The following is a 13,526-nucleotide window of genomic DNA, read 5'->3' as shown; positions in this document are numbered from 1 at the left end:
GAGGCGGTGGACGGCGAGCTGCTTTTTGAGGTAAAGACGCGAGTGGAATTTTAGGCGCGATGGACGTTACCTGGACGCTAGAAAGCGTTGCTAAATTTTAAAATTTGATTTTGCGTAAATTCATGAAATTTAAGCGGCACTGCGGGCTTTGGTTTAAATTTTATCGCAAATCGCCTTTAGAGCAAGTGCACAAATTTCGTTTCGCCGCATCGAGACGGCGCGCGAAGATTTATATCGGTCGCGATATTTGCGTCGTGGCGTGCTTAAGCAAGGCGTCGCCGTAAATTTTATTTTAGCACCGCGGTTTCCGTAAAATTTCGTTCTCGATGTGGACATACGTAAATTTAAAAGGCTCAATCGCAAAGTTGCACGCATAAAATTTGCGCACTCAAGCTTACGGGATAAAATTTAACGGCTTGGATTCGAAAGCGTAAATTCCTTTTTTGATATGAAATTTAACAGAGCGAGTGCAGATCAAGCGGCGTGATCAAAGTGCCGTTTTGCAAACTCGCGAGCTTTAAGTGAAGCAAAAATGAAGCGCTATTTTATAAATCCGCTTGCCACTACGCGGTCGCGCTCGTCGTAGAAAACCGCGAGCTGTGCCGGAGCGATGCCCGCTGCGGGTGCGGACAGCACGGCATGCACGCCGCCGTCTTCGCGCGGCGAAATTTTAACGGGGAGTTTGGCGCTGCGGTAGCGGATCTTAACGCCGAGATTCGGCATATTTAAAATTTCATCCCTGCTTAAAAAGGCGTTAAAATTTTCGGTGTCGAACTCGTAGGTCGCCAGCTCCTCCTTACAGCCCACGACGATCTCGTTTTTACTCGGGTCGATGCTTAGCACGAAGTGCGGCTCATGCGCGCCGTGCACCGTAAAACCGCGGCGCTTGCCGATCGTGTAATGCATATAGCCCTCGTGAGTGCCGATGGCGTTGCCCGCGCGGTCGCGCACGATGCCGGGCATTTTGGTGCCCGTATGACGGTTCAAAACGTCGATGTAGGTGGTATCCACAAAGCAGATCTCGCTACTTTCGCTCGCAGAAGCGATCCGCGAAAGCTCCGTATAGGCGCGCGCAGCCTCTTTGACGTCCTTTTTATACATCCCTCCAAGCGGAAAGAGCATAAACTTAAGCGCGGCGGGATCGATGTTTGCTAAAAAATAGCTCTGATCTTTGCTAAGATCTACAGCGGCTTTTAAAAGCCCGTCCTCGATACGGACATAGTGCCCCGTAGCTAGGCGCTCAAAGCCCTGCTCGCGCGCAAATTCCAAGAGCTTGCCGAGCTTTATGCGGCGATTACACAGCGCGCACGGATTTGGCGTAAGACCGCCTATATATGCCTGCACGAAGGGCTCATAAACATCGCGATTAAAATCATTCTGCAGATCCAAAATATGGATTTTTATACCCAAAAACTCGCCCACCTTGCGAACTTTGGCGATGTTTGCCTCGTGATAGCCGGGCTTTGCGTGCAGCTTCATATAGCAGCCCTGCACCTCGTGCCCCGCGTCTTGTAGCAGCTTCGCGCACATCGAGCTGTCCACGCCGCCGCTCATCGCGACTAAAATTTTCATTCGTTCTCCTTACGTCGCACGTCCGTCAAAATTTCATCCACGCTGTCGCAGAGCTTAAAATTTTGCAGATCGCTTTCGTTTATCGCACCAGATTTTAGCAGTGAAGTGCGGAAAAACTCCATCAAAGGCGCGTAGAATTCCTCGTCGTAAAGATAGATCCGTGCGCGCTTAAAGCCCGTCTGCACCAGCACTAAAATTTCAAAAAACTCATCCAGCGTCCCAAAGCCGCCAGGAAAGATGACAAAAATTTCGCTGTTTTCGATGAGGGCGCCTTTGCGCGGTGCAAATGCCGAAAATTTCGCGCCCTGCGTCAAAAAGCCGTTGCTTTTTTGCTCAAACGGCAGCATGATGTTAAAGCCCACGCTGTGCGTCCTTGCTCTCGCAAATGCACCTCGGTTGGCGCCTTGCATAATGCCGCCTCCTCCTCCGGTGATGATCGAGTATCCTAAATCGGCGAGCCCCTCGCAAAGTTTTTGCGCGTCTTTTACGTAGCGATTATCCTCGCTAAAGCGCGCCGAGCCGAAGATCGTGGCGCTTTTGCCCACGTTTTTGAGATTGTCGCGGGCAATTTTGATGTCTTTTAAAATTTCTTTTAACTGCATGATTAATCTATCTTTTGTGTATATTATTTAAAATTTTAACTTTAAGAATACCATTAAATTTTTAAAATTCCGTTTAAAATAGTAGAATTTGCGTGATTTAAAATCTCATCGTAAATCATACCAGGTTGCTAAGCTTTCGTAAAAATCCGCCGACGCCGCGGTAAGCGCTCATATTGATAGGCTCGCAGCCCTGTTTGCTTAAAAATCGCGAGACGCTCTGCTTAAGCGCGATGGTAGCGGGCGAAAACGGATAGTGCGAGTTAAAAAGCGCGCGATTTTGTGAGCAGACGGCTACTTGTTTGCAAAACGGCACAAAGCCTAGCAGTTTAAAGCCCAGTTCGCTTATATTGCGGTGCGCAACCGACTTTAGATTGTCGTAGATCATCACGGCGTCATCCTCGCTCGCGGTGAAATTTAGCAAAAACAAAACCTCTTTTTTGCTCGCCCCAAGCGTCTTTAAAAGCGCGTAGGTGTTGCTGATCGAGCAGGGTTCGTTCGCGCACAGCACGATATTTTCGTCGCCGATGCTCAAAAAATCTCCAAGATACTCAAGCCCCGCATCGATCAAAATAAAATCGAAGATTCCCGCCTCTTTCAGCTCGCTTGCAAAGCGAGCGGGGCTTTCGTGAGCCTTTGCGTTTGTGAAATTTCCGGCTTTTTCGGGATTTGATGAGCGGGCGGAATTTTTCATTGCATCTTCATTCGCGGAATTTTGAGAATTCTCGTCAGGGGTTGAATTTTGCTTGGTGAAATCGTCGCTTTTAAAATTCTCTAGGCTTTCTGATTCTGTAAAATTCCATCCATCTTCGCAATTCTGCGGCTTTTTGGCTGCACAATTCGTAGAATTTTTTGCAGCGTTTGCTATTGAATTTGAAGCGGCGGAATTTTCTGAGTTGTTTTTGCCATCAGAGCTCGTGAGTTTTTGCGCGTAATTGTACGAGCCGCTACTTTCGTCGTCTTGCGAGCCTTGCGCGCTACCTATAGAATTTTGCATGACGTAATCGTCCGCACTAGAGCTTGCGTTTTTGATAGAATTTTGCGCCATAGAATTCGCGCTATTTACAGAATTTTGTGAAGACGCGGGATTTTGTGAAGCAAGCGCGGGCGAGACGAGAGTTAAATTTTGAGAAATTTTTACTGCGACGGCGCTTGGTAGCGAAATCCTCTTTCTTTGCAAAGCATTTAAAATGATCTCTTGATTATTTAAATTTGGCGCCTCTATGATCGCCGTGCGGTAGCCCTGCTCGTTTAGAATTTCGGCGAAATTTGCTGCAATCACGCTCTTGCCGACTCCGCCCTTGGCGCTTAAAAAATTTACGATTTTAGTTTGCATATCAGTCCTCTTTTAAATTTCATCTCTCCAAGCGGCAAAATCACGCTTATGCGCTCGTTTGCTCCGGGATGCGGCAGAGCTAGCCTGCTGCCAGGCCTTGCTTTTGCGCTTGCATATAAAATATCCACGTCCAGCGTGCGCGGCGCGTTTTTAAAGCTTCTTTTGCGCCCAAATCGTCGCTCCGCGCGCTGCATGATTTTAAGCAATGTAAGCGGTGGCAGAGAGCTTTGCACTAACATCACGGCGTTTAAAAAATTTTCCTGCCGCAAAAAGCCGAACGGCTTGTTTTTTAAAATCAAGGAATTTTGCGCCACGAAAAAGCGCGTATCGCTTTGTAAAACGCGATAAAATCGCTCGAAGCGTCGCCTGACATCTCCTAAATTCCCACCGAGCCCGAGCAGGTATAAATTTTTAAAATTTCCGCGCTCGCGGCGCTTCATCGGGAAAACGGCGCTTTTTACGACGCACAGCGCGTCCGCGCACTCGTAAAATCCGTTTTTCTTAAGCTGCATATTCACCCGAGCTACTCTCATAAAATTTCAGCCCCGTTTTCGCGTACGACCACGACATCCTCGATACGCACGCCAAACTCGCCGGGCAGATAGATCCCCGGCTCCACGCTAAAGACCATCCCCTCTTTTAGCACGGTATCTCCGCGCTTTGAGATGAACGGAAGCTCATGGATATCGACTCCGACGCCGTGTCCCGTGCTATGGAAAAACGCCTTGCCAAAGCCCTGGGCGGCGATAAAATCCCTAGCCGCCGCGTCGATCTCGCGCGCCTTTTTGCCAGGCATGACTGCAGCGATTGCCAGAGCTTGCGCCTCTTTTACGATCTCGTAAATTTCTTGCCGTTTGGCGTTTTTAAAATTTTGCTCCTTGCCGAAGTTAAAATTTTCGTCAAAGCACGCCGTGCGCGTCCTATCCGAGCAGTAACGATTAAATTTAACCCCCGCGTCAAGCAGGAGCAAATTGCCCCGACGTAGCCGCTTTTTACTCGGCAGAGCGTGCGCTTTTGCGGCGTTTTCGTTGATCGCGACGATAGGCGAAAAGCTAAGCGCCAGCTCGCCCTTTTTCTTAAAGATGAGCTCGGCGTTAAAAAACAGCTCCTCTTCGCTCATCTCTTCGCCGTTAGCGCGCACGAACGCGGCAAATTCGTCAAATCTTTCCGCACCCAGCTGCGCCGCGCGTTTTAAAATTTTTATCTCGTCTTCTGATTTTATTATGCGCGAAATTTGCGAAAAATTCGCCCGCGCCTTAAATCTTATCCCAAGCCCTTTGCTTAGCGCCTCCCACTCGCCCGCGCTAAAATCGTACGGGTTATAGCTAAGCTCAGCAACGCACATTTTTCGCAAAAACAGCCGCGCGTCTTTTATCAAATTTCGCTCGACCTCGATAACCTCGGTATCTTGGCAAAGTTCGCGCGCCTCGATGCTATAACGCGCATCCGTGAGGAAAAATTTGCGTCCGCCGAGGCTTAAAAATATCGCGTTGTCGCAGCTGTATCCGCACTCGTGGTAAACGGCATTTTCGTCCTTTAGGATAAAATTTTTCAAATTTTGCCTCGTTTTACTCCGCTTTTTCGCCCGCTCTTGCGGCTTTCATAGCTTTTATCTGCTCAAAAATTTGTAAAATCGCGATCATAGCTAGGTGATAGCCCACAGGCCCAAAGCCCACGATCTGCCCCGCAGTTACCGGCGCTATGAGGCTTTTTTGGCGGAATTCTTCGCGGCGGTGGATGTTGCTGATATGCACCTCGATGACCGGAAGTCCGACGGCTGCGATAGCGTCGCGGATCGCGATAGATGTGTGCGTGTAGGCGGCTGGGTTTATGATGATGCCGTCAAATTCACCGAAGCACTCTTGGATTTTATCCACTAGTTCGCCCTCGAAATTGCTCTGAAAAAACTCAATCTCGATGCCGTTTTGCTCGGCAAAAAGCTTCATCTGTGCGTGGATATCCTCCATCTTCATCGAGCCGTAGATATCAGGCTCGCGCGTGCCCAGCATGTTGATATTCGGGCCTTGGATGACCATTAGTTTAGATTTTGTTTCCATTTTTAGCCTTTTAAAAGATTTAAATTTAGCCTTGATTATACATTTTTTAAGCTAAATTTTCGCTACAATCACGAAAAATAGGAGCTTAAAAATGATCATCGTTAAACCGAAATTTACAATGCTGTGCGACGAAAATTTTACCGTTTTAGAGGATGCGGCGGTCGCTTTTGATGAGCGTATCCAGGCGGTTGGGGAGGCCGAGGAACTACGCAAAAGATACGAGGGCGCGCAGTTTTTCGAGTATCCTGACGCCGTTTTGGCGCCGGCATTCATCAACCCGCACGTGCACCTGGAATTTAGCGCGAACAAAACCAGCCTCGTTTACGGCGATTTTTTAGAGTGGCTTAGCTCGGTTATCGCCTCTCGCGGCGCGCTCTCGCAAGCGGCAAACGAGGCCGTCATCACCGCTGCGATAAAAACCATGCAAAGAAGCGGCGTGGCGAGCTTCGGAGCGGTTTCTAGCTTTGGCGGGGATTTGGACGCATGCGCAAACTGCGACGGTAGGGTCGTGTTTTTTAACGAAATTTTAGGCACGAACGAAGCCGCGTTAGAGCAAAGCTTGGCAAATTTTACCGCCCGATTTAAAGCGTCGCAAAAGCGCAAAAGTCTGCTTTTTACGCCCGCGGTTTCGGTGCATTCGCCCTACTCTACGCACCATGATTTAGCCGCTGCTGCGCTAAATTTAGCCCGCGAGCAGGACTTGGTCGTCTCGACGCATTTTATGGAGAGCGAGCATGAAAAAAGCTGGCTAGAGGGCGGCTTGGGCGGCTTTAAAGAGTGGCTGGGCAAATTTAACCCCGCTGCGCGCCCGCTTTATACGCCAAGCTCGTTTGTAGCTATGTTTGCAGGCATTCGCACGCTCTTTACGCACTGCGTTTGGGCGGATGATTTTTCGGGTTTTGACCGCGAGCTTCACAGCCTCACGCACTGCGCGGTCTCAAATAGGCTGCTTAGCAAACGCACGCTAAATTTACGCACCGCGCTAGATGCCGGAGTGAGCGTAAATATCGGCACGGACGGCCTTAGCTCAAATATGAGCCTAAATTTCCTTGATGAGCTGCGGGCAAATTTACTCATTCATGCAGATTTTGATCCGCTAGAGCTAGCTAAAATCTTGCTTCTATCATCGACTAAAAATGCCGCAAGCGCGCTAAATTTAGACGCAGGCGAGATAAAAGAGGGCAAGTTAGCCGACCTCGCGCTATATGGCGGTTTTGCACAGGCGGACGCGGCACAGCTACCGCTCATGCTTATCTTACACGCCAAGGGCTGCGAGCGGCTATTGATAGGCGGCGCGGAGGTAAATTTAAACGATTGAGCCGAATTTGCGATTTAGACTTTGGCGCAACAAATGCCAAATTTAAGCTCAAATTTGAAGCAGTTTTCCCAAATCCAGCCCGCTAGCTAAATTTATAAATTTAAATGGTAAAATGCGCCCGAATTTCACGAAAACGATAAATTTAAAGGAAAAAAATGGGATTTTTGAGATTTATTTTTGCACCGATTGGGGCGATTTTTAGGTTCATAAACACGTATTTTAAGGCAATGCTGTTTTTGCTCATCGTGTTTTTGATATTTTTTAGCGGCGAGCGTGAGAGCATAAATCCGCCCAACCTAACCCAGATCAACCTCTCAGGCGCGATCATGGACGCAAACGAGGCGCTAGAAAAGATCGAGGCCGCGCGCAAGGACGCCAACATCAAGGGCGTACTGCTCTACATCGATAGCCCGGGCGGCGCGCTCGCGCCTAGCGTCGAGCTGCACCTCGCGGTCAAAAATCTGCGCGCCAAAAAGCCCGTGGTCGCGTATGCGGGCGGGTCGATGACGAGCGGGAGCTACTATGCGGGCGCGGGCGCGGACAGGATTTTGGCAAATCCGGGCGCATTTATCGGCTCGATCGGCGTGATAATGCAAGGTGCCGACGCTAGCGAGCTAGCGGCTAAAATCGGCGTCTCGCAGCAAGTCGTAAAAGCGGGCGAGTATAAAGAGGCTGGGACGTTTCTGCGCCCGTGGAGCAAAATCGAGCGCGAGCAGCTGCAAGAGCTCGTAAACGCCAGCTACGAGATGTTCGTAAGCGACGTGGCAGCCGATAGAAATCTAGACGCCAACAAAAGCAAAGAGTGGGCCAACGCGCGGGTATTTTTGGCTCGAGACGCGGCAAAGCTCGGGCTCATCGACGAGGTTAGCGATTATTATTCTGCGCGCGCCGAGCTAGAAAAGCTAAGCGGCGTGGCCGAGCCCGTCTGGGAAAAGCCGTCCGTCTACGAAAAAGCGATGCAAAAATTTATAAATCAAAGCGCAAACTCGCTAATCTCGGCATTTTTTGAAGCTAAGGCGAGGTAAATTTAAAAACGGCTAGATTTTATAGTCTTAAAATCTAGCCTTTCACGACCGCAAAAACCCGGCTCTCGCAGGTACAAAGGAAAAGGCTTTTAAAACGAAACGTCAATTCGGAAATTTAGTCCGTATTTTTACCTCGCAAGGCAAGATTTATGCTAAATTTTGATACTAAATTTGTAGCGGTGAAAGAGTCGCTAATGTATTGATTTTGTCGCTACAAATTTGCTCAAATTTAGAGCAACTACAAAAACTCGTCAAAAACCAGAAATTAAGCGTGACGACAAAATCAACTTCAAGCAATTCTCAAGCAAATTTGCAAAAGAGAGTCAAAAATCTCGGCCGCAACCAGTACAAGCTAAAACGCCGTTGCCGCAGTCAAATTTAAACCTCCTCAAGTCCCATCAAAAGTCTGATGGCGAGGTTTGCCTGATGATTTGCGCAGATAGACACGCGCGCAGCCATGAGCCCCTGCCCTACGCCCGCAGCGTTTTGTAGGTCGCCGCACAGATAGACGTTTCGCGCAAATTTGACCGTTTTTATGAGATTTGAGCTAAAGTGCCCCGCCATGCCAGACGCCCCGACGATCTTTTTATCTCGCAGACTCGCGCCCGCCTCGTTTACCATCATCGCCTTGCCAGCGACGTTGTCAAACGCCTCGCAGATGACGCCGCACGGCGCGAAAATCTCGGCGACGTTGGCCGCATCTAGCGTCACGTCGTGCGTCACGACCTCGACGAATGGATTTACCTCGGCGATGAGCTCTTTTAGCGCGTCCGTTTTTTTCATGCCGATGTGGCGGACGAAGTACTGCTGGCGGTTTAGGTTGCTAGGCTCCACGACGTCAAAGTCGGCCAGCACGAGCTTGGCGACGCCCGTGCGAGCTAGGCTTAGCGCGATATTTGAGCCAAGGCCGCCCAGCCCCGCCACGCCCACGCAGCCGCTAGCTAGCGCCTCGTTTAGCTCGGGGCTGTTTCTGGAGGCGATCATAGCTTTTAGCACTTCTCGCCCTGGCATCACGCCGCGCCTGATAAATACCACGTTTGCGCCCTCTTTTAGCTCCAAATTTTCCTTCGTCGCAAAGCCGTCTAGGATAAAGATATCCGGCTCGCTCGCGTTAAATTTGGCTAGAAATTTATACATCTCGCCGTTTTTGTAGCCCAGAGCTTCGTTTTTTAGCTCCTCCATCGTGTTTGCCGCGACCTGAAATTTCGCTCCGTTTAGCGTTATCTCTTTCATTTTTCTCCTTTAAATTTACAAAATCATTTGGCTAAATTTGACGCGCTCTAGCCCAAATCCCGCTCGATCCTATACCATCCGTAAACGTCGCCACCAAGCTCGCCGTGAAATAGCGGTTTGAGTTTTAAATTTAGCCTCACCGCGGGTGCGTCCAAAAACTCGCTAGAGCGGTAAAGCAGTAGCCATTTTACGCGTTCATCTAGGGCTTTTAGTGCGTTTTCGCCGCCCTCAAACATCGTTAAACGCGGCGCAAAAGCTTCGTTTATATCGCTCGTTACGCTCACGCTCCTACCCTCCACGCCAAAAAGCGGTACAAACGCGTCAAACTCGCGCTCACGCGAGTAGATCATCACATTTGGATTTTTGCCGCCCTCTATCAGCCTGGCGTCAAGCCTCGGGCGGTCGGCGCGGACGGTAGCGCCGCCGATAACCAGCAGCTCGGCTGCGCTGCGAAGGCGGTGAGAGTGCGTGCGGCTGGCTAAATTTGAGATGATTTTGCTCTGCGCGGTGCCGACTGCGACGCCGTTTGCGCTAAGGGCGAGCTTAAAAAAGCTAAAATTCCCCCTCTGCCACGCTAGAAACGGCTCTATCAGCTCGTCCGCCTCACGCCTTAACACGTCAAATTTGACCGATATGCCGCTGCTTTGCAAGATATGCGCGCCGCCGCTTGCCACGGCATTTTCGTCGCCTCTAGCGATGACGACCTCGGCAAATTTTAGCCGACTTAAAAGCTCGGCGCAAGGCGGAGTTTTACCGCGGTGAGCGCATGGCTCGAGCGTCACGTAGGCCTTGGCGCCTTTTAGCAGATCGCCGTGATTTTGCAGGATGTATTCGTAGGTGAAATTTGGCTGTAAGTCCGCATTTTCAAGCTCGGCCGCGTTTTCAAATTTTACGCCCAAAGCCGCGTTGTAGTCTCGTAAAAAATCCCTTAAAAACGCCTCACTTTTTTCGCAGAGTGCCAATAAAATCGCGCTTGGCTCGGCGTGTAAAAAGCCCGCCTTTTTATGCGCGGCTACCGAGAGTAGCCTATCGCCGGCGTCTAAAACCACACAACCGACGGCGGGATTTGGGTAGGTTAAAATTTGAAACTCCCAAGCCTTTTTTATCGCTAGAGACATGTAAAATTCGTCGTTTATCATTGCTTTTGCCTAGTTAAATTTGGGGTATTATACTAAAATTTGCGCGGCGGATTTTTAAATTTAGCGACTTATTTTTACTATTTTGATCTCCAAACCCGCACCCTTACAGCGTAAATTTCGCTAAGATTCGCTTCAAAGGTAAAACCCCAAAAGAGGCAAAATTTGAACATAGACGAAGCCATAGAGGCAACCGCAAAAAAGCAAAGCGAATGCAAAAGGCGATATATTAAAAGCGTAATTCTTGGACTCTTCTTTACTTTCGGCGTGCTTTTGATAGGAGGTGAGATCGTTATGTATATATTCGACAGCAGCGGAGCTAGAGATTTATTTGCAGCCGTCTATTTCCCGTTTATCATTCTTGCTATTAACATATCCGCATACTATGCGCTAGATGCAGAAAAAGATTATACGAGTTTTTTTAAAAATACGTTCATTCGCATTGCGATAAAAGACGTAAATCCAACCTTTAAATACGATCCCCAAGCAGGCATAACCGAAACAGAATTTAGAAAAATCAATATTTATTCACGCGACAGATTCCGCGCCGAAGATCAAATCAGCGGCATTTATAGCGGCGTCAAATTTAATCTTAGCGAAGCTATAAGCATACCCAGGGACGCCAAACTAAAACTAGGCGACTCGCCCGGACTTAACCTAATCTCTCTAATATTTTTTGCATGGTCAGCGATGAAGGACATGCAGGCCTTTAGCGGCTCGGTCTTGGTCTGCGAGTTTTACAAGAAATTTAACGGTCAAACGATAGTGGCGAGCCGTACGCTAAATACTAAATTTTTAGGCGAAAAAGAGCAGATGGACGATACTCTTTTTAACGATGAATTTAGAGTTTTTACGGATGACAAAGTAGGGGCGAGATATCTTTTGACGCCTACGTTTATGAGACGTTTGTACGAGCTAAAGGAAAAATTTGCGGGAGATATGGGGGTGAGCGCGGCATTTATGGACGACAAATTTTACCTATTTTTAAACGGAGCGGAAAATAGATTTGAAACAACTCTCTTTTCGCTACCGCCTAGCCTTTATGAGGTAAAGCAGATAAAAAAGGAAATTTCAGAGCTTTTATCTATCATAGACGAATTAAATTTGAACCTTGATATTTTTAAGTGAGGGCAAATTTGACGGCTTAGATGATTGGGGATTTTGCAGATAAATTTGAGCGAGAATTTACGGCCGTACCATCTAGTGTCTTACTAGTTAAAATTTAGCCGCTCGCCTTAACCCGTTTTTAGGCTTTTGATGATATAATTTCTCAAAAATAAGACTTTTGCGGTTTGAGGAGAGTTTAAAAATCAGCAAATTTAATCAGCTTAAATTTAACGTCCCAAAAGCGCAAATGCTCTAAAATTTATCAAAAAAGGAGCCAAAATGAAAACGCTAGTAGTTTTATCTCACCCAAATTTCGCCGCCTCTCGCCTAAACAAGGCGCTGGTAAACGCCGCTAAAAGCGCAGGCGCCGAGGTTCGCCACCTAGAGGGGCTATATGGCACCGACGCCCTAAAAATCGACGTCGAAGCAGAGCAAGAGGCGTTTTTGCGCGCCGATCGCATCGTGTTTTTGTTCCCGATGATGGGCTTTAACGTGCCCTCCATGCTAAAGGCCTACATCGACTACGTGCTCAGCCGCGGCTTTGCCTACGGCGAGGGCGCGAAGATCGCGGGCAAACAGCTACAAATCGCCGTGAGCGCGGGCGGCGGGCTAGGCGAATACTCCAAGCACGGCGCGATCAAATTTACCCTAAACGAGATTTTGCTGCCGCTTCAGTGCTGCGCGGACTTTTGCGAGCTCGTTTACGGGCGCATCTTTGCTAGCTGCGGCGTGGAGCCGGGCGTTCCTGATAGCGCGATAGAGGCGCATGCAGCGAGATTTACGAAGCTCTTGAACGACGAGCTTGAAGAGCACGAATATCAAATTTAACGATGCAAAATAGCTCGGCCTTGAGCCCAAATTTGCACCGCTAGCGGCGATTTCCCGTGCGGAGTCGCCGCTTTTTCAAATTTAACCGCGCAAAGTGCCCGCTTTGGTTTTAGCGAGCGGTTCGGCGCGTTTTGGCGGTTTTTCATCGTTGCCTATTGGGGCGAGCTTTTGCTGGGCGGCCTAGACCTGCGCCATTTTCGTTTAACTTTAGTTCGGGCGTATTTTGCGGCGCGAATCGGTTAAATTTGCGGTATCGCACCAAAGCTCGCGACCGTATCTTTTGCCGCGAGCGACGATTTTGGTTTTAGAAATTTTACGCATTAGGATTCGGCTTTAAATTTGGCTCGTTTTAAAACGGCGCAAATCCTTATAAATTCGGAGTTTTTATGATTTTTGGCAAGATTGATTATCTAAATTTGCTTCCTTTTCACGTATTTTTAAAGCGCTCGCGCCTAAGCTCTCAGGACAAAAAAATCATCGAATTTAAAAAGGGCGTGCCAAGCAAACTAAACCGCGATCTGTGCTGCCGTAGGATCGACGCAGCCGTGATTTCAAGCATCGAAAGCGGCAAAAAACGCTATAAAAAGGTGAGCCTGGGCATCGTCGCAAAAGGCGACGTCAAAAGCGTGCTCGTGCGAAAGGGCACCGCCGCGCGTCTCGACCCCGCGTCTGCTAGCTCAAACGCGCTAGCTGAAGTGCTGGGGCTTGAGGGCGAGGTGCTCATCGGCGACCGCGCGCTAAAGGCGTATCTGCGGGAGGGCGAGGATGCGTTTTACGATATGGGGCGGGCGTGGCGCGAGCGGACGGGCTTGCCGTTTGTTTTCGGGCGATTTTCCTGCGTGAAGGGGCGCGGCGCGTATGAGCGATTGGCGCGCGAGTTTTTGCGAGCAAATGTCAAAATCCCAAACTATATCCTCGCCAAATACGCCCAAACTAGGGGCATCAGCGCGGACGATATCAAATGGTATCTCAAATTTATCAGCTACGAAATCGGCGCAAAGGAGCAAAAGGCGCTGCGGATATTTTTCAAAGAAGTGCGAAAAAACGGACGCACGGCAAAGCTTTTGGCGCGAGACGAGCGGTAAGCGCAAATTTACTCTAGCGCACCGCTTTTTAAATTTGCCTTTTTATCTCGGGCGGTTTTCGCAGTCGCTTCAAATGCTGTAGTTTAGAGCCTAACCACCGCATAGCGCTAAATTTTAACCACTCTAAGTGGCGCATTTTTAGAAGCTAGCAAGATTTGGTCAAATTTGAAATTTGACGGGCAAATTTACGTCCGTTCTCGTCAAATTTCGCCTGCTTAAATTTTAAATTT

13 protein-coding genes are annotated in these 13,526 nt (G+C 48.9%); 5 read left to right on the top strand and 8 right to left on the bottom strand.

The window, feature by feature from the left end; genetic code table 11:
- Window positions 1-540 precede the first annotated feature (540 nt).
- The 6 genes from mnmA to aroQ all read right to left on the bottom strand — a co-directional run bounded on the left by mnmA (window position 541) and on the right by aroQ (window position 5,564).
- Complete coding sequence (gene mnmA / locus Q0546_RS02805) at window positions 541-1,572, bottom strand: tRNA 2-thiouridine(34) synthase MnmA (RefSeq protein ID WP_298790337.1); 1,032 nt, start codon at window positions 1,570-1,572, stop codon at window positions 541-543.
- On the bottom strand, window positions 1,569-2,174 hold the full coding sequence (locus tag Q0546_RS02800) for a TIGR00730 family Rossman fold protein (protein WP_291940297.1): 606 nt from the start codon (window positions 2,172-2,174) through the stop codon (window positions 1,569-1,571). Before Q0546_RS02800 ends, mnmA begins: the two co-directional genes overlap by 4 nt.
- Before the next feature lie 115 nt (window positions 2,175-2,289).
- Window positions 2,290-3,507 (bottom strand): P-loop NTPase, encoded by a 1,218-nt coding sequence (locus Q0546_RS02795; protein ID WP_298790335.1) that lies wholly within the window; start codon window positions 3,505-3,507, stop codon window positions 2,290-2,292.
- Window positions 3,489-4,019 (bottom strand): 2-amino-4-hydroxy-6-hydroxymethyldihydropteridine diphosphokinase, encoded by a 531-nt coding sequence (folK, locus tag Q0546_RS02790; protein WP_298790339.1) that lies wholly within the window; start codon window positions 4,017-4,019, stop codon window positions 3,489-3,491. Before folK ends, Q0546_RS02795 begins: the two co-directional genes overlap by 19 nt.
- 17 nt (window positions 4,020-4,036) lie before the next feature.
- Window positions 4,037-5,062 (bottom strand): M24 family metallopeptidase, encoded by a 1,026-nt coding sequence (locus Q0546_RS02785; RefSeq protein ID WP_298790333.1) that lies wholly within the window; start codon window positions 5,060-5,062, stop codon window positions 4,037-4,039.
- A 13-nt stretch (window positions 5,063-5,075) separates the two neighbouring features.
- Entirely contained in the window at window positions 5,076-5,564 is a 489-nt protein-coding gene (gene aroQ / locus Q0546_RS02780; protein ID WP_298790331.1) for a type II 3-dehydroquinate dehydratase, read from the bottom strand.
- 91 nt (window positions 5,565-5,655) lie between these two features.
- Between aroQ and Q0546_RS02775 the strand changes: the two genes are divergently transcribed.
- On the top strand, window positions 5,656-6,882 hold the full coding sequence (locus Q0546_RS02775; protein ID WP_298790329.1) for a metal-dependent hydrolase: 1,227 nt from the start codon (window positions 5,656-5,658) through the stop codon (window positions 6,880-6,882).
- A 155-nt stretch (window positions 6,883-7,037) separates the two neighbouring features.
- On the top strand, window positions 7,038-7,907 hold the full coding sequence (sppA, locus tag Q0546_RS02770; protein ID WP_298790327.1) for a signal peptide peptidase SppA: 870 nt from the start codon (window positions 7,038-7,040) through the stop codon (window positions 7,905-7,907).
- A 378-nt stretch (window positions 7,908-8,285) separates the two neighbouring features.
- Here the strand turns inward: sppA and thiF are convergent, their stop codons facing one another.
- Window positions 8,286-9,140 (bottom strand): sulfur carrier protein ThiS adenylyltransferase ThiF, encoded by an 855-nt coding sequence (thiF, locus tag Q0546_RS02765; RefSeq protein ID WP_298790325.1) that lies wholly within the window; start codon window positions 9,138-9,140, stop codon window positions 8,286-8,288.
- A gap of 47 nt (window positions 9,141-9,187) precedes the next feature.
- On the bottom strand, window positions 9,188-10,279 hold the full coding sequence (gene ribD, locus Q0546_RS02760) for a bifunctional diaminohydroxyphosphoribosylaminopyrimidine deaminase/5-amino-6-(5-phosphoribosylamino)uracil reductase RibD (RefSeq protein WP_298790323.1): 1,092 nt from the start codon (window positions 10,277-10,279) through the stop codon (window positions 9,188-9,190).
- A gap of 162 nt (window positions 10,280-10,441) precedes the next feature.
- Here ribD and Q0546_RS02755 point away from each other — a divergent pair, with 162 nt between their 5' ends.
- The 3 genes from Q0546_RS02755 to Q0546_RS02745 all read left to right on the top strand — a co-directional run bounded on the left by Q0546_RS02755 (window position 10,442) and on the right by Q0546_RS02745 (window position 13,296).
- Entirely contained in the window at window positions 10,442-11,404 is a 963-nt protein-coding gene (locus Q0546_RS02755; protein WP_298790321.1) for a DUF3137 domain-containing protein, read from the top strand.
- A 258-nt stretch (window positions 11,405-11,662) separates the two neighbouring features.
- Window positions 11,663-12,211, top strand: a complete 549-nt coding sequence (locus Q0546_RS02750; protein ID WP_298790319.1) for an NAD(P)H-dependent oxidoreductase — start codon at window positions 11,663-11,665, stop codon at window positions 12,209-12,211.
- Between the two features lie 386 nt (window positions 12,212-12,597).
- On the top strand, window positions 12,598-13,296 hold the full coding sequence (locus Q0546_RS02745) for an MqnA/MqnD/SBP family protein (protein WP_298790317.1): 699 nt from the start codon (window positions 12,598-12,600) through the stop codon (window positions 13,294-13,296).
- The last annotated feature ends 230 nt before the right edge of the window (window positions 13,297-13,526 follow it).

The organism is uncultured Campylobacter sp. (genome assembly GCF_937997465.1).
GTDB lineage: Bacteria > Campylobacterota > Campylobacteria > Campylobacterales > Campylobacteraceae > Campylobacter_A.
This window is presented reverse-complemented; position numbering and strand designations above follow the sequence as displayed.